This is a genomic window from Brucella anthropi ATCC 49188 (assembly GCF_000017405.1).
Taxonomy (GTDB): domain Bacteria; phylum Pseudomonadota; class Alphaproteobacteria; order Rhizobiales; family Rhizobiaceae; genus Brucella; species Brucella anthropi.
Window position 1 is genome coordinate 211,740 of record NC_009667.1, and the last position, 25,552, is coordinate 237,291.

Sequence of the window (25,552 nt, forward strand, 5' to 3'; positions counted from 1 at the left end):
TTTGCCATTTTTCTGCACGCCTTGATGCGCTAGACACGCCTCACCAAATTCAGGGAGTCGCGGCGTGATCCGGCATATTGTTTTCTTCAGCGTCAAAGAAGGTCAGGATATAGAGACTGTCAAAAAGGGATTGGAGCAACTTGGCACCATTCCCCATGCTGACCTTTTTGAAGTTCTGCCAAATTCCAGGGTCGATCCGATGTGCGACCGCATTGATCTCGTGGTCTATGCCGAGTTCAAAGATGAGGAAGCGCTTTTCGCTTTCAAGAAGCATCCGACCTATGACGCGACGACGCAACTGGTGCGTCCGATGCGCGAATTGCGCTTTTCAGCTGATGTTATGACAGACAAGCGCTAAAGCATTTCCAGCAAAAGCGCGAAGCGGTCTTGCGTGCGGAAATGCGTAAAATAACTACCAGTCGGCCTGTGGTCTTTCCTGTAGCGGCAGGCCGCCGAAAAGATCAGGCTCGCTGGACGTTTTTGCTCGCTCGATATTGAGAAGCTTCAGTTTGGTCGCCGTGCCACCTGCCGCCGAAAAGCCGCCGACCTTGCCATTGGCACCGAGCACCCGGTGACAGGGCACAATGATTGGAAACGGGTTTTTGCCCAGTGCATAACCGACGGCCTGCGACAGACTCACATCGCCGATTCTTCGGGCAATCGCACCATAGGTCGTTGTCTCGCCCGGTTTCAGCTCAAGAATGATTTCATAGACCTGCCGGTTGAGATCGGGTTGGGCATCCAGCGCCAGCGGTGTAGTTGAAAAATCCACATCGGCACCTGCCAGAAGCGCGCGCACACCCTGGATCGCATCGCTGACGAAGGAGGGCATATCGATATCTTCGGCACCGGGGAACCGCTCACTGAGCCGATAGCGGGTTTCCTTCTCGTCAGCATCTCCGATCTCAACGCCCACAATCTTCTGGCCGCGCCAGGCAATGCCGCACGGTCCGATCTCTGTTTCGAAAATGGTGACGCCTGACGATTCCATGGAAGTCATATTAACATGGTTTTGAACGGGACAAATGCCGGTTATCGGGCAACGATAGGAACGTTCACGTGAAAAGTCGCAACAATTGCGAAAAATGGCGCAGCGAAATGGTTGAAGAACGACACGAATAATGATTGTGTGATGGCGACCGGCCAATGCCCTTAAATGGCCAAACGGATTGACGAGAGTTTCCGGCACCTGTCACGGCGGGAGCGGAACCAAGGAATTTAAATGGACGATTACGAGCGATATGCCACAGGGTTGATGATCGTTTTTGGTGCGCTGATTATCGGCGGCCTCATGGCGGCTAACCTGTACCACGGCGACAAGCCGGGCTTTTTATTCGCGCTGGGCGCCGCGGTTGTCAGCTGGTTCGCGGCTTTTGCCGTCCTGTTTGACAAACCACGCGTTTATGGCGTGATGATTGCGGTTGCGATCGGTCTGGTCGCGGCTTCCATTGGTGCTTATGTAACCTGATTTATGAGCCAATTTATTTAGAAAAAGCCCCGGTTTTCCGGGGCTTTTTCGTTTTAGAGATATGGCGAGTAGCACTGGCGCCGTGGCCCATAATTGGGCTGGAACGTATTATCGTAGGCTCGGTAGGAACGATAACGGTTGTAGCACCACCGCACATGCGGGTTACCGCCGCGATAGACCGGTGCCGGACGGTAGCGATAAGCAGGCGGAGGCCCCCAGTAACGGCGATCATAGCGATAGTATGGGCGGTAACGCGGACGATCATGCCGCCAGTGTCGACGATGGTCCCGCCAATAGCGGCGGTCACCACGATAGTCGTAATACTGAACGTTCTGAACATTCGGTGCTGGAGCCTGGGCGGACGGTGTCGCCATCAAAGACGGCTGTGCCGCATTCGCAGTTCCGGCAGCAGCGGACAGTCCCATGCCGAGTGACAAACATGCGGCAAACAGGGAATAAGCAAACCTTTTCATCGGTCTCTCCTCACAGCGCATACCGAAAAATGTGAAACGGCTTTCGGATAAGATGCGCGTAAAATGAACAACACAAATCGTCCCTGAGGTCATTTTACGTCGAACATTGTGGCAGAGCGGTGGCCCTGCGCAGTCACAATTTCTTGGGTCCGGCAACAGATCGGTGATGTGCGGATAACAGGATAGGAAACACTCGGCCTGAATTGACATAAAGATATGTTTATGTCATTAAGCGACTTCCGTGATGTGCGTATAAAGGGCGATTCAGGTTTATGTGTCCGAACAGACCTGCTGCCTGGTAACAGATTGAATATAGGCGGTGTTTTATGGCCTCTTCCCTCGATGGTCTTTTTGGTGCAACGGCTGCGCAGCCGGATGGCTCAGAAGTGCTCGCAGCTCTCACCAAGGCAGCGCGTGAGCGCATCCTGATCCTCGACGGCGCGATGGGAACCCAGATTCAGGGACTTGGTTTTCATGAAGAGCATTTCCGCGGCGAGCGCTTCGGCGCCTGCGACTGCCAGCTTCAGGGCAATAACGACCTTCTGACCCTGACGCAGCCCAAGGCTATCGAGGAAATCCATTATGCCTACGCCATTGCGGGCGCGGATATTCTCGAAACCAATACGTTTTCGTCCACGACAATTGCCCAGGCCGATTATGGCATGGAAGAGCAGGTCTATGAATTGAACCGCGACGGTGCGCGTCTGGCCCGTCGCGCCGCCTTGCGCGCCGAGCAGAAGGACGGTCGCCGCCGTTTCGTTGCGGGCGCTCTTGGACCGACAAACCGCACCGCTTCCCTGTCGCCGGATGTGAATAATCCTGGCTACCGCGCTGTTACCTTCGACGATCTGCGCATCGCCTATGCCGAGCAGATCCGGGGGCTGATCGACGGCGGTTCCGACATCATCCTGATTGAAACCATCTTCGATACGCTCAACGCCAAGGCTGCCGTCTTCGCCTCGGAACAAGTGTTCGAGGAAAAGGGCATCTTCCTGCCGGTGATGATTTCCGGCACGATCACCGATCTTTCCGGCCGCACCCTGTCCGGCCAGACGCCAACGGCATTCTGGCATTCGTTGCGTCACGCCAAACCATTTACCATCGGCCTCAATTGCGCGCTCGGCGCCAACGCTATGCGTGCGCATCTCGACGAATTGTCGACCATTGCCGACACCTTCATCTGCGCCTATCCGAATGCCGGTCTGCCGAACGAGTTTGGCCAGTATGACGAAACGCCGGAAGCGATGGCCGCCCAGATCGAAGGCTTTGCCCGTGACGGCATGGTCAATGTGGTCGGCGGCTGCTGCGGATCGACGCCCGAACACATCCGCGCCATTGCCGAGGCTGTTGCGAAACACCCGCCGCGCAAGCCTGCCAAGGTCGCGCCGCTGATGCGCCTTTCGGGCCTTGAGCCCTTCACGCTGACCGAGGATATTCCTTTCGTCAATGTCGGCGAACGCACCAACGTGACCGGCTCGGCACGCTTCCGCAAGCTGATCAAGGCTGGCGATTTTGCTGCTGCGCTCGACGTCGCGCGCGATCAGGTGGTCAATGGCGCCCAGATCATCGACATCAACATGGATGAAGGCCTGATCGATTCCGAAAAGGCCATGGTCGAATTCCTCAATCTGATTGCTGCCGAGCCGGATATTGCTCGCGTGCCGATCATGATTGACAGCTCCAAATGGGAAGTCATCGAGGCTGGCCTGAAATGCGTTCAGGGCAAGGCGGTGGTCAACTCCATCTCGATGAAGGAAGGCGAGGAGGCCTTTATTCATCATGCGAAGCTCGTCCGTGCTTATGGCGCGGCGGTTGTCGTTATGGCTTTCGACGAAACCGGGCAGGCCGATACCGAGGCGCGCAAGATCGAAATCTGTACCCGGGCCTACAAGATCCTGACCGAACAGGTCGGTTTCGCACCGGAAGACATCATCTTCGACCCGAACATCTTTGCAGTGGCGACCGGTATCGAAGAACACAATAATTACGGTGTCGACTTCATTGAGGCGACACGCAAGATCATGGCGACCCTGCCGCATGTCCATGTCTCGGGTGGCGTGTCGAACCTGTCCTTCTCGTTCCGCGGCAATGAACCGGTGCGCGAGGCGATGCATGCTGTGTTCCTCTACCACGCCATTCAGGCGGGTATGGATATGGGCATCGTCAATGCCGGTCAGCTGGCGGTTTACGATGCCATCGATCCGGAACTGCGCGAGGCCTGCGAGGATGTGGTGTTGAACCGCCGCTCCGATGCGACCGAACGTTTGCTGGAAATCGCCGAACGTTTCCGCGACTCCGGCTCGAAAGAAGCCAAGGTGCAGGATCTGACCTGGCGCGAATGGCCGGTGGCAAAGCGCCTCGAACATGCGCTGGTCAACGGCATTACCGAATATATCGAAGCCGATACGGAAGAGGCGCGCCAGTCTGCCGAACGTCCGTTGCACGTCATCGAAGGCCCGCTGATGGCTGGCATGAATGTGGTCGGCGATCTGTTCGGTGCCGGCAAGATGTTCCTGCCACAGGTCGTCAAGTCGGCCCGTGTGATGAAGCAGGCCGTGGCCGTTCTCCTGCCATATATGGAAGAAGAAAAGCGCCTCAATGCTGAAAAAGGCATTGGCGGTGGTGAACGTCAGAGCGCCGGCAAGGTGCTGATGGCGACCGTGAAGGGCGACGTGCATGATATTGGCAAGAATATCGTTGGCGTTGTGCTGGCCTGCAACAATTACGAGATCATCGATCTCGGCGTCATGGTGCCATCGCAGAAGATTTTGCAGGTGGCGCGCGACGAAAAGGTGGATATCATTGGCCTTTCCGGCCTCATCACGCCTTCGCTGGATGAGATGGCGCATGTGGCAGCAGAAATGGAGCGCGAAGGTTTCGATATTCCGCTTCTGATCGGCGGCGCGACCACGAGCCGTGTCCATACGGCAGTGAAGATTCATCCGCGCTATGAACGCGGACAGGCAGTCTACGTCATCGATGCAAGCCGTGCCGTCGGTGTGGTTTCGAGCCTGCTGTCACCGGAAGGCAAGCAGGCCTATGTTGACGGTCTGCGCGGGGAATATGCCAAGGTGGCAGCCGCTCACGCGCGCAATGAAGCGGAAAAGCAGCGCCTGCCGATCGCTCGTGCTCGCGCCAATGCGCATAAGCTCGACTGGGATAATTTTGTTCCGGCAAAGCCGACATTCACCGGCACGAAGACCTTCGACGATTACGATCTGGCCGAAATCGCCCGCTATATCGACTGGACGCCGTTCTTCCAGACCTGGGAGTTGAAAGGCCGCTATCCGGCAATTCTTGAAGACGAGAAGCAGGGCGAGGCAGCCCGGCAACTCTGGGACGACGCTCAGGCGATGTTGAAAAAGATCATCGACGAAAAGTGGTTCACGCCGAAAGCTGTCGTCGGTTTCTGGCCCGCCAATGCGGTCGGCGACGATATTCGTCTTTTCACCGATGAAAGCCGGAACGAGGAACTTGCCACTTTCTTCACACTGCGCCAGCAATTGAGCAAGCGCGATGGTCGTCCGAATGTGGCGATGTCCGACTTCGTAGCACCTGCCGAAAGCGGAAAGCAGGATTATGTCGGTGGCTTCGTTGTGACGGCAGGTATTGGTGAAGTGGCCATAGCCGAACGTTTCGAACGCGCCAATGACGATTACTCGGCCATTCTGGTGAAGGCGCTGGCCGACCGTTTTGCCGAAGCCTTTGCGGAACTGATGCATGAGCGCGTGCGCAAGGAATTCTGGGCCTATGCGGCGAATGAGACCTATTCGCCGGAAGAACTGATCGGTGAACCCTATCAGGGTATTCGTCCTGCGCCGGGCTATCCGGCCCAGCCCGACCATACCGAAAAGACGACGCTGTTCCGCCTTCTGGACGCGACTGCGAATACGGGCGTGGAATTGACGGAAAGCTATGCGATGTGGCCCGGCTCTTCCGTATCGGGTCTCTATATCGGCCATCCGGAAAGCTATTATTTCGGCGTGGCCAAAGTCGAACGGGATCAGGTCGAGGATTACGCGAGCCGCAAGGGAATGACGATAGAGGAAGTCGAGCGCTGGCTCGCACCGATCCTTAATTATACCCCAGGTGCAGCTCCCGAAGAGGCTGCGGCGTGACAAATGCCGCAACTCGATTAGCTTAATCTCATATACTCGTATTTCTTACAGATGTATTGGGCGCGTTTGACTGGTTTGTAGTTGCTTGTCGACTACAAACCAGTAGACGGAGCTGCGTCGGCTCGGCATTCCATGTTCCAGAACCGTTGATTTATTTGGCGTTTTAGGGCTGGCCTGCTCCATGTAATAGTTAAGTATTTGTTAAAGTAATTTATAATTTAGATCACTGTAATATTTAACCGGTGGAGATGTATGCATTTCTGATTAGTATATAGAGAAAAATACAGAGATGTGTTACTGATTTGTTGGCGTTTTATTTAAATGCTTCGAATTTCAATAATCATCAATAGTTATATTTTTCGTTGGGAAGTCTGCAATGAAATGGGAACAAATTTATGAATCCATGCAATCTGCTGACGATGCCGGACAGCTCCTTGAATATATAGGCACCTATGCCAGGCAGTGCGGATTTGCACATACGGCTTATGTCATGCGCGTTCCCTTGTTGAACGGCGTGGTCAAATGGCTCAGCTTTGGGTCGTTGCCGCAGGAATGGACCGATCACTATACAGCCCGAAAATATGCGGATGTTGACCCATTGGTTCGCAAGGCACTGAACAGCATAGAGCCATTGGTCTGGTCGTCGAAGCTCTTTGCGGAAGCACCACAGATATGGGCGGATGCACAGCGCTTCGGCATCAAGGTCGGGATTTCCCAGCCGTGTTGGGCTGCTCAAGGCGTGTTCGGAATGCTGTCTTTCCTGAGAACTGGCCCGGCATTATCTTCCGGCGAGATTTCAATGTTGCGGCGCCAGATGCAGATCGCAGCCAATCTGCTGCATTTGTCCATGTATGAACATCTTGATGTTCCGACGATGAACTGCGTTTCTGAAGTGAACCTGACAATGCGCGAGCGGGAAATCCTGCGCTGGACGAGTGAGGGAAAGACTGCCGAGATCATCGGCACGATCCTCAATATTTCGACGCGCACGGTGAATTTCCATATCAGCAACGTGCTCACAAAGCTTGTTGCGGTGAATAAGGTTCAGGCCGTCGCCAAGGCCCGCACTTTCGGTCTTCTGTAAATATCTTCCAAGTCCCTCGGCGGTTTGATCCGAAGGGCATTTTTCAGCGGCTTTCCGGTTTGCGCTTTTTCTGAAACGGGCTACAAATTCATTATCTTTCCCGGAGGATCAATGAATGACTGCTCAGCCAAACTCTCTTGAAGCTCGCGATATCCGTTATCATCTCCATTCTTATACCGATGCTGTCCGCCTCGAAGCGGAAGGTCCGCTCGTCATCGAGCGTGGCGATGGCATTTACGTCGAAGATGTATCGGGCAAGCGCTATATCGAAGCGATGTCAGGACTGTGGAGTGTTGGCGTGGGCTTTTCCGAACCGCGTCTGGCCGAAGCAGCTGCACGACAGATGAAGAAGCTGCCTTTCTACCATACATTCTCCTACCGTTCGCATGGTCCTGTCATTGATCTGGCAGAAAAGCTTGTCTCAATGGCTCCTGTTCCGATGAGCAAGGCCTACTTCACCAATTCAGGTTCCGAAGCCAACGATACGGTCGTCAAGTTGATCTGGTATCGCTCCAATGCGCTGGGTGAACCGGAGCGCAAGAAAATCATCTCACGCAAGCGCGGCTATCACGGTGTGACGATTGCCTCTGCCAGCCTGACCGGCTTGCCCAACAATCACCGTTCTTTCGATCTGCCGATCGATCGTATCCTGCATACGGGCTGCCCGCATTTTTATCGCGAAGGACAGGCTGGCGAGAGTGAGGAACAATTCGCAACGCGGCTGGCGGATGAGCTGGAACAGTTGATCATCGCGGAAGGTCCTCACACCATCGCTGCTTTCATTGGCGAGCCGGTGATGGGGGCTGGCGGCGTAGTCGTGCCGCCCAAAACCTATTGGGAAAAAGTGCAGGCTGTTCTCAAGCGCTACGATATTCTGCTGATCGCCGACGAGGTTATTTGCGGCTTCGGACGGACAGGCAATCTGTTCGGCAGCCAGACTTTCGATATGAAACCGGACATTCTGGTGATGTCGAAGCAGCTTTCGTCATCCTATCTGCCGATTTCGGCCTTCCTCATCAACGAGCGTGTGTACGCGCCAATTGCCGAAGAAAGCCACAAGATCGGCACGCTTGGCACGGGCTTCACGGCATCTGGCCATCCGGTGGCGGCAGCGGTAGCGCTGGAAAACCTCGCCATTATTGAAGAGCGTGATCTGGTCGCCAATGCGCGCGACCGCGGCACCTATATGCAGAAGCGCCTGCGTGAGTTGCAGGATCATCCTCTGGTCGGCGAAGTGCGTGGCGTTGGTCTCATAGCCGGTGTCGAGCTTGTCACCGACAAGCAGGCCAAGACGGGCCTTGAACCAACCGGCGCTCTGGGCGCAAAGGCAAACGCCGTTCTTCAGGAGCGCGGCGTCATTTCCCGCGCAATGGGCGATACGCTTGCCTTCTGCCCGCCGCTCATCATCAACGATCAGCAGGTTGATACGATGGTGTCCGCGCTCGAGGCGACGCTGAACGATGTTCAGGCAAGCCTCACCAGGTAATAATTTGCTCTGGAGCTGTCCGAATAACGGGCAGCTTCAGAGCATAACCCCGTTAAATATCACAAAAATTGTATGATTTTCCGTGACTTGGCCAAAAAGCGGCTTTTCCCAGCGCGCGCAAGTTTGTTCCGGCCCCGCGCGCAAATACGGTAAGTTTTTCGCGCAAGCGAGTTGCAATACGCGATAGGTTTCTTTCACTTTTCCGCATCATTTCACGACAATGCGCGCATCGTGGCTTTTGCCACACCTGCGCCGGATGAAGGCATTCGCCATCCCTCCCGCCAGTATCGAGTCCCCATCCGGTTGCCGGGAGTAAGTAGTCGTGCATCATGCATCCCTGACCAAGAACCTGACGCATCTTCAGCGCCTTGAGGCGGAAGCTATCCATATTTTTCGCGAGGTTGCGGCAAGTTTTTCCAACCCGGTAATGCTTTATTCGGTCGGTAAGGATTCGTCGGTGATGCTGCATCTGGCGATGAAGGCATTCTATCCCGCTCCGCCGCCTTTTCCCTTTCTGCATGTTGATACGACATGGAAGTTTCGGGAGATGATTGAGTTTCGCGATGCGCAGGCGCGTGAAAAGGGTTTTGAGCTGCTCGTGCATATCAATGAGGATGGCGTGCGCGAGGGGGTTGGCCCCTTTAGCCATGGATCGAATGTCCACACTCATGTGATGAAGACGGTCGCCTTGCGGCAAGCGCTCGACAAGTATAAGTTCGATGCTGCTTTTGGTGGCGCCCGTCGCGACGAGGAGAAATCGCGCGCCAAGGAGCGCATCTTTTCCTTCCGTAGCGCGCAGCATGGTTGGGACCCCAAGAACCAGCGTCCGGAAATGTGGAAGATCTACAATACGCGGGTTTCCGCAGGGGAGTCGATCCGCGTCTTTCCGCTGTCGAACTGGACTGAGCTCGATATCTGGCAATATATCCTGCAGGAGAATATCCCCATCGTCCCGCTTTATTTTGCAGCGCATCGTCCGGTGGTCGAACGTGACGGCATGCTGATCATGCTCGACGACGACCGCATGAAGTTGCGTCCGGGCGAAACGGTGGAAAACCGACTGGTGCGGTTCCGCACGCTTGGCTGCTATCCGTTGACCGGCGCTATTGAATCCAGTGCGGCTGACCTCTCCGATATTGTCGAAGAAATGCTGATTGCCCGTACATCCGAGCGGCAGGGCCGCGCCATTGACCGTGACGAAGCCGGATCGATGGAAAAAAAGAAGCGCGAGGGCTATTTCTGATGAATGCGATAATCAAGCCTGTTGCGACCAATGCTGTAGTCAGCGACTTCCTGGCCGATCAGGAGCGCAAGACACTCTTGCGCTTCCTTACTTGCGGATCGGTGGATGACGGCAAGTCAACGCTCATCGGACGCCTGCTCTATGACACGAAACTGATCTTCGAGGACCAGCTCGCATCGTTGAAGAACGACAGCCGCAAGTTCGGTACCACGGATGACGATTTCGATTTCGCATTGCTGGTTGACGGTCTGGAGGCTGAGCGGGAGCAGGGCATCACCATTGATGTCGCCTATCGCTTCTTTTCGACACCACGTCGCAAATTCATTGTCGCTGATACACCCGGTCATGCGCAATATACGCGCAACATGGCGACTGGTGCCTCGACAGCCGATCTTGCTATCGTGCTCATCGATGCTCGTCAGGGTGTACTGACCCAGACACGACGCCATTCCTTTATTGCCGCTGCACTTGGTATTCGTCACATCGTTCTGGCCGTGAACAAGATCGATCTGGTCGATTTTTCGCAAGAGGCTTTCGAGCGCATCGTTGCCGATTATATGAGTTTCGCCAATGAATTAGGCTTTGTCAGCATCCAGCCGATCCCGCTTTCGGCGCGTTTCGGCGACAATGTCACCCTGCCGTCGCCACGCATGGACTGGTATGAAGGGCCGCATCTGCTCGAACATCTGGAGACCGTGCGCATCGACACGGAGGCAGCGGCCAAGCCGTTTCGTTTTCCGGTGCAATATGTGAACCGGCCCAATCTCGATTTTCGCGGCTTCTCCGGCACTGTGGCATCCGGTTCGATCAGCGCTGGTGATGCCGTGGTGGTTGCCAAATCAGGCAAAACCTCCCGCGTAAAACGCATCGCCACCTATGACGGTGATCTGCCACGTGCTTCCGAAGGACAGGCTGTCACACTGGTGCTGGAGGACGAGATCGAGGTTTCGCGCGGCAATATGCTGGTCGGGACGGAGGCCCGGCCCGAAGTTGCTGATCGGCTTTCAGCCAATATAGTCTGGTTCGGCGAGGAGGCATTGCATCCCGGCCGTTCCTATATCCTGCGTACCGAGACTGATCAGACGCCGGTAACGATCAACGAGATCGTATACAGAACCGATATTGACAGTTTCACCCGTCAGGAAGCATCCCGCCTCGACCTCAACGAAATTGGACTTTGCCATCTCCAGACGGTGGATCAGATTGCGTTCGATCCTTACGCGGATAATCGTGTAACCGGCGCGTTCGTCTTGATCGACCGGCTTACCAACGCGACTGTGGGCGCTGGGATGATCGATAGTGCTCTTCGTCAGGCGACGAATGTGCATCTGCAGTCCTTCGACCTCGACAAGCAGACACGCGCAGCGCAGAAATTCCAGAAACCGGCTGTGCTCTGGTTTACGGGGCTGTCAGGCTCCGGCAAATCCACCATCGCAAACCGGCTCGAACAGCGGCTCCACGCGCTTGGCAAGCACACCTACCTGCTGGACGGTGATAATGTCCGTCATGGCCTCAACAGCGATCTGGGCTTCTCCGATGAGGATAGGGCGGAGAATATCCGCCGTGTCGGCGAAGTCGCCCGATTGATGACCGATGCGGGACTGGTGGTACTGGTCTCCTTCATCTCGCCATTTCAAGCTGAGCGTGATCGTATTCGCGCTCGCCTGCCTGAAGGTGAGTTTGTCGAGATATTCGTGGATACACCGATTGAGGAATGCATCGCGCGTGACCCGAAGGGGCTCTATGCGCAGGCTTTGCGTGGCGAGATCAAGGCTTTCACCGGGATCGATTCTCCCTATGAGGCGCCAGTTTCACCGGAATTGCGCCTGAGCACGACAGGTCGTGACGTTGACGAACTCGTCGCAGAAGTAGAAAAGTATCTTGCCGAACGTGGTATCATCGGCAGTTATGGCAGCGATTCCTGGTCAATCTGAGCAATGAAGATTTCAGCCTCCCCGAAAGCCGATCCGAACGACGAAGCAATGCTGGCCGTCCTGCAGGAAGCTGCACTCGAGGCGGGGCGCGTTATCATGAAGCACTATGCCAATGGTTGCGCGGTTCAGAGCAAGAAAGATTCTTCCCCGGTCACGGAAGCAGATCGTGACGCGGAAGCCATCATTCTTGCGGCACTCGCTTCCGTTGTTCCGGATATTCCGGTTGTGGCTGAAGAAGAAGTGGCAGCGGGACGTTTGCCTTCACATTTGGGGCGGCGATTTTTATTGGTCGACCCTCTCGACGGCACCCGTGAGTTTCTGTTGCGAAACGGCGATTTCACAGTGAATATCGGCCTGATCGAGGATGGCGCTCCGGTTCTCGGCATCGTTTATGCACCAGTTCGCAATCGCTTGTTTATTGGAAACAGCAATGGTGCTGAAGAAATAACGACGACCAAAGATCATGCAATCGGAACAAGGCGCGGGATAGCGGTGCGTGTTCACGGGCCAGAGCGGGTGGCCGTCTGCAGCCGGTCACACAAGAACCCGGAAACGGAAAAGTTCCTGAACGACAACAGGATCAACAGCTGTGTTTCCATCGGTTCGTCGCTGAAATTCTGCCTGATTGCCAGTGGAGAGGCCGATATTTATCCACGTTTCGGCCCGACGATGGAATGGGATACGGCGGCGGGCGATGCCGTGTTACGCGCCGCTGGTGGCCTCACCACGACTTTCGAGGGAACGCCGCTCTCTTATGGTCAACGCGCCAATGAAGGTGTTGCGGGTTTTGCAAACCCCAATTTCGTGGCTTTTGGCGGTGGTACGAAGCCTGTTTTTGCTATGCTTTAATAGATTTTGGAAGCAAACGGATAGCGCCGTCCTGCTCTCATATGCAACTCGTCTGAAACCATTTCCAACTTTTGGGGTTAGGCATTAAAAAAACGACAGGATGCTCTTGCAGCTTGAAATTGGGGGCGTTATAAGCCGCCTCAATGGTCAAGACCACGTGGTCACGGAGTGTAGCGCAGCCTGGTAGCGCACCTCGTTCGGGACGAGGGGGTCGGAGGTTCAAATCCTCTCACTCCGACCATCTTTCAAGTCATTGATAGGCTTGGACAATTCCCGATTTACTGATTTTCTTGCATATTTTACTAATTCGCGCCACGGACCGATTACGGACCGAAAGGCTCATTTATTGATCAGAACGCATTGGCCGCATCCTTCTGGAATAGCGGCGATACATGCGAATAAGTCCTTTCGAACTCTTCCACTGTCATACCCAAAGATGCTGCTGCCTGGTGGGCATCTACGCCAGCTTGTGCAAGCCAAGTCGCCCTTGTGTGGCGCAAGACATGCGGTGTGACATCTTCCCCTAAACCAGCCTCAGCCCGCACCGAGCGGAATGCCTTATGTGGCTTGGTTATCTTCTCCCCGTTGAAATGCACGATATGGCGCAAGCTGACAGTCTTTGCCTGCTCGGCACTCCATGCTTCGTCCTTCGCCTTCCAGTAACGAAGGAACCGCAACAAGCGCGGTGGTATCTTTGCCGGTGGCTTGCGCTTGTTATGGGCTACCCGCTCACCCATGGCCTTGCGGTAGATCACACCTTTATCCAGATCAACATATCCGCCTGTGGTATTCGGCATCCATTGCAGCCCCAGAATGGGCGATAGGCGCGTTCCGGTATATGTGCCGATCAGAACAAGCCGGATGATGTGATCGCACTTCTGGAGCCTCCTGGCGGCTTTTATAAGCGCTGCCACTTCATTCCGGGTTAGCCATCGTTCCCTCGGCAGGCTCTTGTCTGGCAATGTTACCGCCGGTACGACATCCAACCCGTATTCCTTGTGATAATGATTTATAGCAGCGCGCAGGACTTCCAAATCCCGCCTCGCGCCGCTCTCTGTTTTCCTATGATCGGCAAACTCTCTGCATCTCTTGCCGCGTATTTCATTGATTGCATCCGCACCGAAGAAGTCATTCAGCCTGTTGACGGCTGCTTCTGTTTCCCTTGGCCTTGAAGTGCGGATGGCCTTCTCATCGAGATAGACCAGCAAAACATCACCTATCGTGATTGCAGCCGAAGAACCTCCCCTGACTGGCTCATATTTGGACGTGACGTATTCGCGGAGAACTTGCTCTGCCCGTTCAGTCTCATCCTTAGCGCATCCTGTGCTGATACGCTTTTCTCCGTCTTTAATGAACCAAGTCCCGGTGTCTGATCGGAACCAGAGCCTTGCGGGGCTTCTCTTACGCGACATCTTTCAATCATCCTTCTTATGCCGTTACGCGTCACAAAATCCTTGTTTGCGATGCGGATGATTTCGAGGTTTCCCTTTGCCGCTTCTGTCCGCAAAGACGATTTCGTCAGCCGCCCAGAAAAGAATATCTCAACAGCATCTGCAAGCGAGATCAGTTCGTCTTCGTCTAGGTCTGCAATGCGCTTCTGTGCTGCGCTCATCGTATTTACCTCTCAAAGCCTCCGGTGCCCGCCCTTGGTTGACGTTGAAAAGTAGAACTCCCTGATGCTGGTATCACTTTCCCGCCTCCTTCCTTTCGGCTTCTCCCGCCGCTTTCAGCCACTTCTCCCGCGAGACAATCACATCGGCAAACACAAGGTCCTCACGACCGAATACATGCTTCAAGGCCCATCTGACGCGCGACCAGAAAGACGATTGGCGTGAGGACAAGATTTCAACGTTCAATGTGCCGTCTATATCCTCATCCGGGCAGACACGGACCAAATGATCAGCGCTGAAACACCGGCACGGAATATAATGGTAGTTGGGTTCGTACATCCTCACTCCCTTTCCCGCAGTGCGGCGCGGCCTGCTTCGGTGAGTTCCCAACGACGCGGGTTCTTCATAACCACGGCCAGCCCAGCCTTGCGCATTTTCTGACGCACTCGATCTTCCTCACGATCAGCGAGACGTAATGTCTGGCCGAACCATAGCCGTTGGAGAAAGTCGCGATCTCTGCGATCCAGACGGCTCATTCGGAACCGCCTTTCAGGGCTTGGCGACCTTCCACGTCTATGCACGTGCAGCATTCAAACTCAGGGCACGTGTCATCAATAGCCATACCGTCCCAATCCATGCAGTAATGCTTGTGATTGCCAGTTAGCGTCCGCATGCGTCGCTCTTCTATGTCCAGAAGCTCTTGCTCTGTATCGGTCAGCTTCATTTGCTCTGCTCCCCAAGTGCGGATGCGGCGAGCATGGCGCTCCACGTCCTATCTGGGTTGTAGCAGTGAACGTACCCGTTCGCTGTCATTACCTCTGTCGGCTCCTGTAGAGCTTCGCGGATGGCGAAGATTGCAGCCTTTGCAGCAGTGACATGCTCTTGCCAGTCTCTATCCACGCGCTGCAATTCGATGGGCATTGGGTCGCCCATGCTGCCAGTTTCAAAGCAGATGACCCGCGCCACCTTCTCGACAAGCGCTTCGTGTTCCTTACTCGGCATTGCTGGCCTCCTTTGCGCGCAAGAGGGCGATCAGAAGTGCGATGGACTGATTTGCACCTTTGCCGCCGAATGTTTCATTTGGGGTTGGTTTTAGAAGGATAGCGGCCACGGCGGGCTTTTCTTCACCCATGTACCATTCATCTATCCTGATCCATGCGGGATCGCAGACACGTTTCGCCAGCGCGATAGCGGCGTCTACAGAGGCGGTGAAGAAGGGGGCAGACCAAGACTTGCCGTTGCCAGACCATGTTGCTGCGTCATAGTGCATTTCTGGTCCATCAACGTCATAAGTCCCGAAGCTTTCACCAAACACCTCTTGCGGAAATCCGAAAGTTTCGGCTATGAGGCCGTCCACTTCCCTGTCAGGCGCGTCTAGCTTGGAGAGACGGGTAATGAGGTCGGAGGTCATAGCGCACCTACATAGAAAAGAACTGCTCGGATGAGGTGATAGCTGAGGTAGAACAGCGCCCCGCCAGCAAGCGCGAACAGGGTTGCCAGCCCGACAAAGGACAGCCAGATGAGCGGCGTGGGGTCAGGATAGCGGCTCATGACGGCTTCCCTCCCAGCGCTGCGCGGGCTTTGTCGCCCTGATCATTCTCAATTGAGGGTGGATAAGCACGAAGGACTGTCCCGTCGTCTTCAGACTTGAAATAGCCGTCATTCCATTTTGACGGGTCTGCATAGAACGACAGCGCCTTTTCAGCCGCCGCGAGCTTGGCTTCGAGGGCTTCCACCTGTCCTTCAAGTTTTGCGCCTGTAACATTCAATACGCCGTGCGATCGGCACAGATCGGCGTTGATCTGCTCCAACTCCTTAATCCGCGCAGTGAGTGCTGCGTTGTCGGCTTCGAACCCTTCGATAACGTCACGGCGTTTTTCAAGCAGGTGCAAGCATTCTTCGACTTTTGCCGTCGTTGACCATCCGGCTTCAAATTCCGGCATAATCTGCGCGCCGTCATCGTCGCCTTGACCGTCCATGAGCATTTCTTCAATGTCGTCCAATTCGCGAATGCGCTTCAACTGACGCTCAATTACCTCCTGCGCTTGATTTGGAGTGTATGGAACGTCATCAGGCGCACCGATGACATTGATCAGAAGATGCGCAAGCACTTCCTCGGCGGCGGTCCATTCATCTGGATCACACGCCATTGGCAAAGTGCTATCTCGCAAGCGGGCATTCTCCGCCCGTTCCGCCGCCAATAGCTCCTCAGCCTGCGAGCGGGTTCCATTATTAGCCATTACTTCCTCCCGTGATTAGCGTGGAACCCAAGGCACTTCTCAGCGACTTTTCTCGCAAGGATAGCGTCTTCTCGTTTTTGATATGCGCCGAGATGGTAATCGACGCCCGATGATTTGATCTTGGATTGCCATTTACCGGTGCTTTTTTGAAAGTAAACGCCCGTGGCTCCAGACTTATTATCACTACGTTGCCGTAGGTTTTTATTGTTTGTTGCCTGGTCGGTCTCTCTGAGATTTTTCCATCTGTTGTCACTCGGGTTTCCGTTGATATGGTCGACGAGAAGCGGCCATTTCCCAGTCATGTAGAGCCAAATCACGCGATGCATCCCGTACATTTTCCCGAGTATTCGTGCTTCGATATATCCTTTAGAGAGACGGCCTATTTTTGTCCCGGCATAACGCTTGTTCCATGCGTTGCAGCACCATTCCGCATCGCGCGAGTTTCCTTCAAACCACTTGCTATCTCGGATTTTCCATAGGCAAATCCCGGTTTTTGGATCGTAGTGCATCAATTCGCGAATTTGCTCGGCACTCAATTCACTCGCCATGACGGTCGCCTCCTGATGGGTGGGTTTCGCCGCGAGCTTTGGCGAGGGCCTTGGATAATACTTCGATCATCTTCTTTTCGTGATTACCGAGATATTCACCGTCTTTTCCTCCAGTTAGTTGGAGACGAGAAAGGGCAACGTTGGCAGCCTCATAAAGCTCCGGTGCTGCGGCGATCAGGCGAGCATTGGCTAGAGCCTCTTGTCGCGGCATCATTCCTTCTGCCGGAATGCCGACATGAACATGGGCAATGAATTGCCATTCGTATGATTTCAATCCAGCCTGAACTATCGAATAGCAATCGTCGCCCAAAGGGGTTTCCCAATCCCACGGTCCCTTCGTATATTTTGTCTCAGCCATTGGCATTCTCCCGGCGCATTTCGCGCATATGATCAGCGTGATCTTCTTCGGCTTGCTTGATCTGCTCATTAGCTTCTGACATGAGCCAAGCCTTGAGGCTGTCGCTCTCTGAAAGGCGATCTTCCAGCCAGTAAGTCAGGTTCAATTCCTGCTCGCCGTCGAAGAGTTTTACTTCATCGATCTCGACAGTTGCTTCTTCGGCTGGATCGATAGCGGTGGCTGGTCGGTACTTGCTGACCGAGAATTTGACCTTCATCGTAAGCTCGATGTCGGTGCCGCAGCTATCGCCGCTGATTGTGATGCCCTGTGTTGCGTTGAGCTTCCCCATCACGCCACCTCACTGCTTGGAGGGGTGTGGAGAGTGTAGAGTGGGATCACCTCAAAACCACGGGCGGTCAAATCATCGGCTGCTTTTTTGAGCCGAATAAAGTCCCATACTTCATAATCATTCTCGCGAACCATCCATGCGGCAGGGTATTGCTGTCGCACTTCCCCCTCGCGTCCTGCTTCGTCGGGCTTATCCGCTACTGGATGGAGGGCGCGCTCAATAATCGCTTCCCATGCTTTTCGGATTTCTTGCTGTACTTCGTGGTCAAGGCCTCTCAGCTCATCCCCGCCGCGAAACACATCAATCAGACAATCATCGCCTCGGTCGGAGAATAACCATTTCAGGAAGCGACGGCCGCGCAAGTCTTTGAACAGCGCATCAACTATGTCTCCCGAAGACACCGCCAACTCAGGCGCTGCGGAAGGCTCGGCGTCGAGCGAAACAACAATCTGTTCTGCCTCGGCCTTGGCTTCTTCCTCGCTTGAAAATCGATCCAGCATCAGGAAGCCATACTTTCCTCCATACATTGACCAAGTCTTGCTATCGCTTTTCCATACAGCGAACGATCCGTGACGAGTATGCATCTCCCACCGGAGGCTCTCCCAACGGTCAAAATCAAAGCCACCGCGACCAAAAACGATTGTGTCATCAAACCTGATGAGACGAGTATCAACCCAAGGATCGGGCTGCGCTACGGAAGTCTCAAGCGCGGAGAGGATGCGAGCAGAGAAATTTTGAACATCATTTTCAATAGTTGCTTCGTCCCATTCGCCTTCTGACTGCTCGGTGATGAGTTCGCGCAGGATTTCGTTCAGCTTCTTCACCCGCACCGCTGCGAGGTGAGGGAAGGCTGCGGTGAGGGCGGTGCGCATGACACGGTAGTTATTGACGCTGATGGACTGTGTGTATTCCATCGGAACGTTCATCTGCTTTGCCATAGACAGAAGTTCTTCATGCGCAGCGTTCGCTGCCGCCTGTACTGCCTGTTCTGGGATGGTCATGGGCGCACCTTCGCGTTCCGAATGATGACAAGGGCGGCTTCGTCGTCGCCGGTGATGCGTGACAGGGCGAGGGCAACGCGGCAGGGATCAATCCCGTACTTGGCCCAAAACTTGACCTCGTTCATGGAATGCTGCTCTCGGTGCAGTTCTGGCGCGAGCGGGATTACCCAATCGTCGTCTGGCTTCTCAGCCTTCCCGGTGTCTCGCTTGCCATACTCTGGCGCAGCGTACCGGATATGAGCGGCTTCAACGCCATACTGGCCAGTAATCACGCATGGCAGTGTTCTGATCCAAGCCAGATGCTTGCCATTCTCACGCCGTGGGCGCTTCTGGCCCTTGGATGGTGACGTGCTGAACGCCGTGGGTTCTCTACGTACTGCGAAGGCGGCCATTAGTTCACCTCCGGCAGATCGTTGATCTGTTCAGCGTTGAGCTTCGACAGGTTGGCAATCCGCGCCTTGTCAAACTCCTCTTCGCCATCCATGACTTTCGCCAAGAACATCGACACGGTGTTCACGCGGCCCATCGTCGGCAGATCAACCCATTCCGGTGCGGTCTGTTTGACGACACGGTACTGGTTGCGCATGATTTCCATGTCGCCGCCGATCATTGCCGAGGCGATAAGCATGTTGACCGAGTTCAAAACCCAGGCATCGGCGTCCGCATCGGTAAAGGGTGGTTCAGACGCACCCTGTTCGCCCGTATCCGGCTCGCTGGAAAGCGTCTTAAGCTGGTTGGTCACAAACTCCCGATTGAAGCCTTCACCGCTCTCAGCGCCCTTGGATATGGATTTGGCATGGGCCAGACGTTCACCGACATCACCGCCGCCCGCTTCCATCTGGTCGGAACGCATTTGGTCAGAAGCTTCGGCAACTGACTTGAGCGTGTCTTTCAGGTTGGCAAGACGGTGCTGATCAGCCTTGTCGAGACTTCCCCACCATGTGGAAAGAGATTTCATCCCGCCGTTGGCAGCCTGCATCCCGGCGCGCTTGGACATCTCGAAAGCTTCATCAATGTCCTTGCCGGTATCACTCCAGCTTCGAACGGCCTCACCAATCTTTGGCGTGATCTTGCTACCTTCAGGGAAGGCGTGAAGCAGGTCTCCGGGGCATTTCAGGATAGTCGGGATATGATTGCCTTCCGCCAACATAAGCGAGACAGTCATTTCGTAGATGAACATCTTCTCCTGAACGACGACAAATCCTTCATTCACGATCTCGTTCTTGCCGTTCGCGCCCTTGGCCTGAACAACCTTTTCCTTCACACGGCAGCAGAAAATCAGGTGGGCGCGGGTTTGCAGAAGCTCGTTCATAAGCTTCTTATGGCCAGCCTTCGGTTTCGCCCAGCAATGGAGGCCGGGGCGCTTGCTCGACTGCTCAATAGCTTCAGCCTGCTCCAGAACGCCGCCGGTGCCTTCCCACTCGTGAGAAATGCTGTCGATGATGATGGCAGTGTACCCGGCCTTCTCGAAAGCCTTGATCGCTTCGATATACCGTGCTGACGTGAATGGGGGATCAAGATCAATCACGTCAAAACCGCCCGCAACATCCGCATAGAAGCGCGAGCGTTTGTTCTCGGTATCAATAAAGCCGATCTTGCCTTCTGGGCCGACAAGGCCGCGAGCATAGAGGAGGGCGCTATAGGTCTTGCCAGAGCCGGAAGGGCCAGCAATCGACGTGAGCGTGAATGTCTTTTCGCGTACTGCGCGTTCTATTCTCATGATTATGCTGCCTCCGCAGGGATCGAAGGTTCATTTTCGATCTGCTTTTCAAAGAAATCGGATGGGGAAGCGGTCAGTCCGGAACCGTAATAGGTCGGCCACACACCAGTGCTTAGGCATTCAGCCAGAATATCCAGAGCGGCACGGTTTTGACGTGCGCCAAGCCAGACATATTGAGCGTCAACTGGCTTGATATTGTAGGCGTAGGGCCGCTTGGTCTCGACAAACAGAAGCACATGATCAGTGACCCGCCGACGTGTCAGAAGCTCCAGAGCAGAGCCAGCAAGGGCCATCTGCATGTGATAGTTGAACTTCTTGATAGAGGTCAGGCATCCGCGCTCGCTGGCGTCTGATGTGGTTTTCAAGTCGGCAATCACCTGATCGGCTGGTAATGCATCCGGGCGAGCCTTGACGAATATGCCAGTAGTCGGATCGCGAACGATAATGGTCCTCTCTACTCGACCGTCCAGATGTTCGATAAACGACCGATCATTGGCTACTCGATCAGCAATTCCTTCAATGATGACCAAATCATTCGGCTCAAGAACCGTCTTACCGTCCTTCAGCTTCTGTGATCGCCACGTCTTGGATGCTGTTGTGCGCCAGCTATCGAACTCGGCAGGCCGAACCACGTATTCATCACGGAAGCCGTCTTCACCGAGCAGAAGCGTATGAATTGCTCTGCCAAGCGAGAAATGATGCTTTTCTTGCTGTGGCGCACGATCCGGGTTCAGATAGCTATTGTCCCAGAACTTCAACGGGCAGCCATCAGGCGGCGCAATCTCGCGCAAGCCACTGGATGAAATCGACGGGCCAACGCAGCAATCCGAGTGATAAACGCTCATCGGTATTTTTGCGTATATCCCTTGCTGGCTGATCTTGCCGACATCCCAGGTGAGTTCGTCCTGATGCAAGGTGTCAGTCACGATCACCTCCACGGGCGGCGAGCATGGCGTCGGCATAAGCATATGCCGTACGAGCTGCACCTAATCGCTTTGCCTTATCATTCGGAGCAATCTCCGTCATACCTCGAATGTGTTCCCAGATATGGTCGCTTGCCAGCATTCCAGCCAAAGCGTGAGTTGCTATGAAATCACGAAGCGACATGCCGGTTTGAGCGATGCTAAAGTTACCGTCTACGGTTTCGTGAAAAGGGCGCGGAAACGCAGGCCCACCTGTCTCGATCTTCGACATCACGCGGCCTCCGAAACTTTCTTGCTCTTTTCAGAAAGTGCTAAAGCCAGCGCGTCATCGAATGTGTGGGCTATTCCGCTTTCGCATAGCCATATTCCTGAGCTGTCAACCCAATGCACGTAGACAGAGACTTTTTTAAAACCGTTAGAGGTGAATACCGTGGTGCTGATCGCATTAAGCCCGTGCTCGGCGCATATGTTCCGAAGTATTTCTTCCACATCACTCTCCCGAAAAATCTGCCAGCCCGACTTCCAGAGCGCGGACGTATTCAGCGTCTATCGCTGCCCAAAGCTTGGCGGCTGTGTCGATAACTGGCTGGGTAAACCGTGGGCGCTTCTCATCGCCCTTGGCTGACTGGCGGCGCACATAGCCGCTTACTTGGAGCAGGGCGGTCATCTTGGACTTTCCTCTCCCCATCCGCCGCCGGTGTAGTGAGGGTCATCACCGCCGTGCATGTACGGCTCAAAGTCATCGAATTTCGATGGAGCGTAATCACCCTTCGCCATCTGACGAACTGTTCGTCCCGAAGCCGCATAATGTGGGCCAGACACCCCGGTCCGCCGGTACTGTTTGAGTGCCTTGCATGATTTTGAGCAGAACTTGCCCCATCCACGATTTACGTCTGCTGTGCGGGCCTCGAACGGCTTTTTGCAGCACTGGCATTTTACCGTTGTCATGTGCGCCATATTGAGCCTCACACTTTCTCGGCCAGATACCCGGCCCATACTGCAAACGTTGCGATGAAGGTTGAAACGGCGATGAAGCTAAGAGCGTCTTCGATAAGGTCTTTCACGGCCTCGTCCTCTTGCTCTGGCACAGCGCGATAAAAGCGACGATCAGTGCCATGGTGATTAGGTGATCGAATGGGGAAATGGTCATGATTTTGACCTCACCATCAGGTGACAAACCCAGAGAACGACGATCCAGCCGGTCTCGATGAATTGTCTGCCCACTTCGTGCTCATAAATTCCGTTGGCGATCAGGGCGATAAGCAGGGTCATGCTTCACCTCGCGCTTTGGCGAGGGCGGCAATGCCTTCAACGAAATCAGTGTCATCAATCATGGCACCGTTATCGCCAGCGAACTTTCGGAGGTGATTGATTTCCTCTATCGCTGCTTCCAGAGCCTCATAAAGATCAGGTGCCGCGGCGATCAGGCTGGCGTTGGCCCGGGCGTTTGTTATCGCCCCCTGATGAACGTATGCTATGGTTATCCATAGGCCGTCCGTTCTAACCGGAACACTTTCATCGCCACGGGGTTGCCATGCCCTCCATGGCCCCGGAGTGAACTTTGTCTCAGTCATTTCACCCTCCGCTGGCAGACAACTTCCGTGGTCATCAGGCGAAGCGCCTCGTAAGGCCCTGTCTGATATGGCCGGTGGATAAGATCGTTCGCGTGGTTCACAATGCCCTTGCCAACGAACTCGCAATCTTCACGGTCCCAGAATGGTCCGATCTGCTCGACTACCCGGTTTTCGATCAGCACAAACCCAACGTGCGGATCGTGCGGTCTAGTAGCTGGCATCACGGACAGAGCCGTGGAAATCATCAGTGCAGAGAACATTAAGCCGCCCTCCCATGGACGTAATCATTGATGCGTTCGAAGGCGTCACTGGTCATATCCAGCAGGTCATCTGCGCGGTTTGCGCGGTACTGCGAGCGTTCCAGTGGAGACATTGCGGGTAGGTCGCCAAAACCCCGGTAGAGGTCGATCAGGCGCATTTCGGTATCGCAGCGCTGTTCGACGTACTTGCCAAGCAACCGGCGAACCTCAAGCCCGCTATCACCCTGATCCTTCAGCGTAAAACACGTCAGGCTGATCGAACCGAGTTGGCCAACAAGAGCTTCCAACTGCGCGATATCGTTCTTCAGAATGGCTTCGATTTCGGCTTTCGTGGACATCGTGGTTTCCTCGGCAATCGGTGGGAAACCGCCCTTCCGGGCGGAAACCGGAAGGCTTACAAGCCGATTGTTTCTTGATCGCAGTGGAAGAACTCAACGCCAGACGCATTTGCTGGACGCGGCACCATGATTTTCATCATGCGAGCCGGTATCAGCTTCCCGTTCTGCTGATCGTCATGCTTTAGGGCATCTACAATGTCGATTTTGAAGGCGTTCATTTCGGGCGTCTCCCAACTCTGAGGTTTCTCGCGGGACAGATCGGCGTTGGCTTCTTCGTGAACCGCTTTGATGACCCTATGTAAGCCATGCCTACCTACATTGTCAAACGAAAAAAGTAGGCATGACCTACAAAAAAATTTGACACGCGATGTAGGTAGGGACTATTGGTGAAGAAATCGAAGCAGCGACGAGGGTGCAATTCCCTTGCTGATGAAGCTGCAAGCGCGGGGGTCGTAAGTCCTACGGTGCTGTCAGAAACAGAGGACGGGTGGCCGAGAGGCGCTCTAGCGTGTGTCCCATTCCCGGCTCCGGCCTTCAGGACATGCTAAACGATCCCCCACCTCTGGGAAGGCTTTTGTCTTTCTGGGGGTAGGGGGGTCTTTAGCTGGAACCCTTCCCCCACCAACCTTCAGAACAAGAAATCAAAGATAAGAACTGAAACGTAAGACAGTATGCGTTGAGGAAAAACGCGCAACCAGCCCAAAGCGGCGTAGGAGGAACTGATATGAACTACCGTATTATGTTCCCGATCGCGCTTCTAACGAGCGCAGCGTCGTATCTCTGTATGAAATACGGTTACTTGTTTTTCTGATTTTCTTCGTCTCGGATCATTGAGGCAACACTTTCAATCAAGAAGCCAAAAACGATAACTGACATAGGAAACACGATAAAAAACCAATGATATTGCGATCTGAAATCCGCAACATTTTCGGGCAGTGATTGATTTTCAGAAATGAGACGTTTCGCTTCAATTAGAGCGTGTTGAGCACCGACATAGTATGCGGCAGCAAGGAAAGAGATACAGACGGCAACCTTCATGGTTGCTCTACTGGCCTGCTCGTAAAACTGGGGCCATTTGTACGCAACGGTGAAGGACGCACCAATTACTGGTACCGCAATGCCAAGAATTGCCAAAACCGTCCCGAGCATCGCGCCCCCGTCTGCCTATTCGCCCTTAACCCGTTCCCAATCTTCCGGCGATAGCGCCGCTTTCAAGCAACTCCCGCCAGCGCAATGAAGTGCACAGATACGACCTGGTCGTGATCGAAAGTCAGTTCCTTCGGCGGGTTGAACTGTGAAAGTACAAGCTCTTCGGCGTTGTGACGAACAAAGCGCTTCACGTAGGCGTGTGGCGGTTCGTGCTCATCAAACTGGATTTGAGCGACGACATAATCACCCTTCTTCACCCGGCGGCGTGGATCGACAAAGGCAACTTCGCCATCCTCATAGCGCGGAAACATGCTGTCACCGGATATTTGAACGCCGTATGCACCCGCAATTTCCGCGATTTGCGGCGGTGCCATTACCTCATACAGAATAGTACCGTTCATCAGAAACTGCCCGTCGATCCCGCCAACTGCCTGACCATAGACAGGAACCATTACGCCAGCACCGGTTACTTTTTCGCCAATGGTGGCGTTGGGGGCGTCGGTCATTTCGCGCTTCGGGTGGCCACTTTGCTTGACGGCTATTCTCACTCCATCTGATATCGGCGGCATTCCATGGCCGGTGATATACCATTCGGCGTCCCCGCCAAGCAGTTCCGTGAGACCGATTAACTTGTCGCTGCCGGGCTGCGTTGTATTATTTTCCCACTGGGTCACAGAAACGCGAGCTATGCCGAAATGATCGGCAAGCTGTTGTTGCGTAAATCCTTTTTGGGTCCGTGCTCGACGTATTCTATCGCCAATTGTTTCCATAGCACCGTTGTAAATCCCGCCTACGTAAAAATCACCTACATATGACGCTTGACAAGGTAGGTAGGTATATCCTACAAC

At 54.5% G+C, this 25,552-nt stretch carries 35 protein-coding genes, 1 tRNA gene and 1 pseudogene; 9 read left to right on the plus strand and 28 right to left on the minus strand.

Features of this window, described 5'->3' with window-relative positions:
- Window positions 1-64 precede the first annotated feature (64 nt).
- Entirely contained in the window at window positions 65-358 is a 294-nt protein-coding gene (locus OANT_RS00980) for a Dabb family protein (protein ID WP_011982385.1), read from the plus strand.
- A gap of 54 nt (window positions 359-412) precedes the next feature.
- Here the strand turns inward: OANT_RS00980 and OANT_RS00985 are convergent, their stop codons facing one another.
- A complete protein-coding gene (locus tag OANT_RS00985) occupies window positions 413-991 on the minus strand; it encodes a methylated-DNA--[protein]-cysteine S-methyltransferase (RefSeq protein ID WP_041545243.1) in 579 nt (192 codons plus the stop codon).
- A gap of 231 nt (window positions 992-1,222) precedes the next feature.
- Between OANT_RS00985 and OANT_RS00990 the strand changes: the two genes are divergently transcribed.
- A complete protein-coding gene (locus tag OANT_RS00990; protein WP_010658028.1) occupies window positions 1,223-1,468 on the plus strand; it encodes a hypothetical protein in 246 nt (81 codons plus the stop codon).
- Window positions 1,469-1,521: 53 nt separating this feature from the next.
- Here the strand turns inward: OANT_RS00990 and OANT_RS00995 are convergent, their stop codons facing one another.
- The gene (locus tag OANT_RS00995) at window positions 1,522-1,941 is read right to left on the minus strand and encodes a BA14K family protein (RefSeq protein ID WP_011982387.1); all 420 of its coding nucleotides are present in this window, start codon (window positions 1,939-1,941) and stop codon (window positions 1,522-1,524) included.
- A 326-nt stretch (window positions 1,942-2,267) separates the two neighbouring features.
- On the opposite strand from OANT_RS00995, the gene metH reads away from it, so the two are divergent.
- The 7 genes from metH to OANT_RS01030 all read left to right on the plus strand — a co-directional run bounded on the left by metH (window position 2,268) and on the right by OANT_RS01030 (window position 12,896).
- The gene (gene metH / locus OANT_RS01000; RefSeq protein ID WP_011982388.1) at window positions 2,268-6,059 is read left to right on the plus strand and encodes a methionine synthase; all 3,792 of its coding nucleotides are present in this window, start codon (window positions 2,268-2,270) and stop codon (window positions 6,057-6,059) included.
- Between the two features lie 376 nt (window positions 6,060-6,435).
- Window positions 6,436-7,143, plus strand: a complete 708-nt coding sequence (locus tag OANT_RS01005; protein WP_011982389.1) for a LuxR family transcriptional regulator — start codon at window positions 6,436-6,438, stop codon at window positions 7,141-7,143.
- A gap of 115 nt (window positions 7,144-7,258) precedes the next feature.
- Window positions 7,259-8,629 (plus strand): aspartate aminotransferase family protein, encoded by a 1,371-nt coding sequence (locus OANT_RS01010; protein ID WP_011982390.1) that lies wholly within the window; start codon window positions 7,259-7,261, stop codon window positions 8,627-8,629.
- Between the two features lie 322 nt (window positions 8,630-8,951).
- Entirely contained in the window at window positions 8,952-9,872 is a 921-nt protein-coding gene (gene cysD, locus OANT_RS01015) for a sulfate adenylyltransferase subunit CysD (protein ID WP_011982391.1), read from the plus strand.
- Complete coding sequence (cysN, locus tag OANT_RS01020; protein WP_011982392.1) at window positions 9,872-11,806, plus strand: sulfate adenylyltransferase subunit CysN; 1,935 nt, start codon at window positions 9,872-9,874, stop codon at window positions 11,804-11,806. The genes cysD and cysN overlap by 1 nt, the downstream gene beginning before the upstream one ends.
- A 3-nt stretch (window positions 11,807-11,809) precedes the next feature.
- A complete protein-coding gene (gene cysQ, locus OANT_RS01025; protein WP_010658035.1) occupies window positions 11,810-12,655 on the plus strand; it encodes a 3'(2'),5'-bisphosphate nucleotidase CysQ in 846 nt (281 codons plus the stop codon).
- A gap of 164 nt (window positions 12,656-12,819) precedes the next feature.
- Window positions 12,820-12,896, plus strand: a tRNA-Pro gene (locus tag OANT_RS01030).
- A gap of 109 nt (window positions 12,897-13,005) precedes the next feature.
- On the opposite strand, the gene OANT_RS01035 is transcribed toward OANT_RS01030, so the two are convergent.
- From OANT_RS01035 to OANT_RS01140, 26 genes and pseudogenes are all read right to left on the minus strand, one after another.
- Complete coding sequence (locus tag OANT_RS01035; protein ID WP_246750201.1) at window positions 13,006-13,863, minus strand: tyrosine-type recombinase/integrase; 858 nt, start codon at window positions 13,861-13,863, stop codon at window positions 13,006-13,008.
- Between the two features lie 8 nt (window positions 13,864-13,871).
- A complete protein-coding gene (locus OANT_RS27005; protein ID WP_041544879.1) occupies window positions 13,872-14,267 on the minus strand; it encodes a hypothetical protein in 396 nt (131 codons plus the stop codon).
- 73 nt (window positions 14,268-14,340) lie between these two features.
- The gene (locus tag OANT_RS01045) at window positions 14,341-14,604 is read right to left on the minus strand and encodes a hypothetical protein (RefSeq protein ID WP_041544881.1); all 264 of its coding nucleotides are present in this window, start codon (window positions 14,602-14,604) and stop codon (window positions 14,341-14,343) included.
- A 2-nt stretch (window positions 14,605-14,606) separates the two neighbouring features.
- Window positions 14,607-14,801, minus strand: a complete 195-nt coding sequence (locus OANT_RS01050) for a hypothetical protein (RefSeq protein ID WP_041544882.1) — start codon at window positions 14,799-14,801, stop codon at window positions 14,607-14,609.
- A complete protein-coding gene (locus tag OANT_RS01055) occupies window positions 14,798-14,989 on the minus strand; it encodes a hypothetical protein (RefSeq protein WP_041544884.1) in 192 nt (63 codons plus the stop codon). Before OANT_RS01055 ends, OANT_RS01050 begins: the two co-directional genes overlap by 4 nt.
- Entirely contained in the window at window positions 14,986-15,267 is a 282-nt protein-coding gene (locus OANT_RS01060; RefSeq protein WP_011982394.1) for a hypothetical protein, read from the minus strand. The genes OANT_RS01055 and OANT_RS01060 overlap by 4 nt, the downstream gene beginning before the upstream one ends.
- Window positions 15,257-15,676, minus strand: a complete 420-nt coding sequence (locus OANT_RS01065; RefSeq protein WP_011982395.1) for a hypothetical protein — start codon at window positions 15,674-15,676, stop codon at window positions 15,257-15,259. The genes OANT_RS01060 and OANT_RS01065 overlap by 11 nt, the downstream gene beginning before the upstream one ends.
- A complete protein-coding gene (locus tag OANT_RS26640; protein ID WP_011982396.1) occupies window positions 15,673-15,816 on the minus strand; it encodes a hypothetical protein in 144 nt (47 codons plus the stop codon). The genes OANT_RS01065 and OANT_RS26640 overlap by 4 nt, the downstream gene beginning before the upstream one ends.
- On the minus strand, window positions 15,813-16,505 hold the full coding sequence (locus OANT_RS01070) for a hypothetical protein (RefSeq protein WP_011982397.1): 693 nt from the start codon (window positions 16,503-16,505) through the stop codon (window positions 15,813-15,815). Before OANT_RS01070 ends, OANT_RS26640 begins: the two co-directional genes overlap by 4 nt.
- A complete protein-coding gene (locus tag OANT_RS01075; protein ID WP_011982398.1) occupies window positions 16,505-17,053 on the minus strand; it encodes an HNH endonuclease signature motif containing protein in 549 nt (182 codons plus the stop codon). The genes OANT_RS01070 and OANT_RS01075 overlap by 1 nt, the downstream gene beginning before the upstream one ends.
- Complete coding sequence (locus OANT_RS01080; protein WP_011982399.1) at window positions 17,043-17,411, minus strand: XkdD/Y8K6 family phage-associated protein; 369 nt, start codon at window positions 17,409-17,411, stop codon at window positions 17,043-17,045. Before OANT_RS01080 ends, OANT_RS01075 begins: the two co-directional genes overlap by 11 nt.
- On the minus strand, window positions 17,404-17,739 hold the full coding sequence (locus OANT_RS01085; RefSeq protein ID WP_011982400.1) for a hypothetical protein: 336 nt from the start codon (window positions 17,737-17,739) through the stop codon (window positions 17,404-17,406). Before OANT_RS01085 ends, OANT_RS01080 begins: the two co-directional genes overlap by 8 nt.
- Entirely contained in the window at window positions 17,739-18,740 is a 1,002-nt protein-coding gene (locus tag OANT_RS01090; protein WP_011982401.1) for a hypothetical protein, read from the minus strand. Before OANT_RS01090 ends, OANT_RS01085 begins: the two co-directional genes overlap by 1 nt.
- Window positions 18,737-18,865 (minus strand): hypothetical protein, encoded by a 129-nt coding sequence (locus tag OANT_RS27010; RefSeq protein ID WP_255412127.1) that lies wholly within the window; start codon window positions 18,863-18,865, stop codon window positions 18,737-18,739. Before OANT_RS27010 ends, OANT_RS01090 begins: the two co-directional genes overlap by 4 nt.
- A 15-nt stretch (window positions 18,866-18,880) precedes the next feature.
- Window positions 18,881-19,132, minus strand: a pseudogene (locus OANT_RS27495) (DUF968 domain-containing protein); the annotation flags it as partial.
- Window positions 19,132-20,460: an AAA family ATPase gene (locus OANT_RS01100; protein ID WP_011982403.1), complete on the minus strand. Its 1,329-nt coding sequence runs from the start codon at window positions 20,458-20,460 to the stop codon at window positions 19,132-19,134. The pseudogene OANT_RS27495 and the gene OANT_RS01100, both read right to left, overlap by 1 nt.
- Before the next feature lie 2 nt (window positions 20,461-20,462).
- Entirely contained in the window at window positions 20,463-21,386 is a 924-nt protein-coding gene (locus OANT_RS01105; RefSeq protein ID WP_011982404.1) for a PD-(D/E)XK nuclease-like domain-containing protein, read from the minus strand.
- On the minus strand, window positions 21,379-21,654 hold the full coding sequence (locus OANT_RS01110) for a hypothetical protein (RefSeq protein WP_011982405.1): 276 nt from the start codon (window positions 21,652-21,654) through the stop codon (window positions 21,379-21,381). Before OANT_RS01110 ends, OANT_RS01105 begins: the two co-directional genes overlap by 8 nt.
- Before the next feature lie 219 nt (window positions 21,655-21,873).
- A complete protein-coding gene (locus OANT_RS26645; RefSeq protein ID WP_158304315.1) occupies window positions 21,874-22,050 on the minus strand; it encodes a hypothetical protein in 177 nt (58 codons plus the stop codon).
- A gap of 479 nt (window positions 22,051-22,529) precedes the next feature.
- Window positions 22,530-22,655: a hypothetical protein gene (locus OANT_RS27020; RefSeq protein WP_255412129.1), complete on the minus strand. Its 126-nt coding sequence runs from the start codon at window positions 22,653-22,655 to the stop codon at window positions 22,530-22,532.
- Complete coding sequence (locus tag OANT_RS01120; protein ID WP_041544888.1) at window positions 22,652-22,957, minus strand: XkdD/Y8K6 family phage-associated protein; 306 nt, start codon at window positions 22,955-22,957, stop codon at window positions 22,652-22,654. Before OANT_RS01120 ends, OANT_RS27020 begins: the two co-directional genes overlap by 4 nt.
- Entirely contained in the window at window positions 22,954-23,217 is a 264-nt protein-coding gene (locus OANT_RS01125) for a hypothetical protein (protein ID WP_011982406.1), read from the minus strand. Before OANT_RS01125 ends, OANT_RS01120 begins: the two co-directional genes overlap by 4 nt.
- Window positions 23,217-23,555: a hypothetical protein gene (locus OANT_RS01130; RefSeq protein ID WP_011982407.1), complete on the minus strand. Its 339-nt coding sequence runs from the start codon at window positions 23,553-23,555 to the stop codon at window positions 23,217-23,219. The genes OANT_RS01125 and OANT_RS01130 overlap by 1 nt, the downstream gene beginning before the upstream one ends.
- Window positions 23,556-23,611: 56 nt before the next feature.
- Complete coding sequence (locus tag OANT_RS26650) at window positions 23,612-23,773, minus strand: hypothetical protein (RefSeq protein ID WP_157796386.1); 162 nt, start codon at window positions 23,771-23,773, stop codon at window positions 23,612-23,614.
- Window positions 23,774-24,350: 577 nt separating this feature from the next.
- Window positions 24,351-24,704: a hypothetical protein gene (locus tag OANT_RS01135; RefSeq protein ID WP_011982408.1), complete on the minus strand. Its 354-nt coding sequence runs from the start codon at window positions 24,702-24,704 to the stop codon at window positions 24,351-24,353.
- Between the two features lie 62 nt (window positions 24,705-24,766).
- Entirely contained in the window at window positions 24,767-25,474 is a 708-nt protein-coding gene (locus tag OANT_RS01140) for an XRE family transcriptional regulator (protein ID WP_011982409.1), read from the minus strand.
- Window positions 25,475-25,552: the final 78 nt, after the last annotated feature.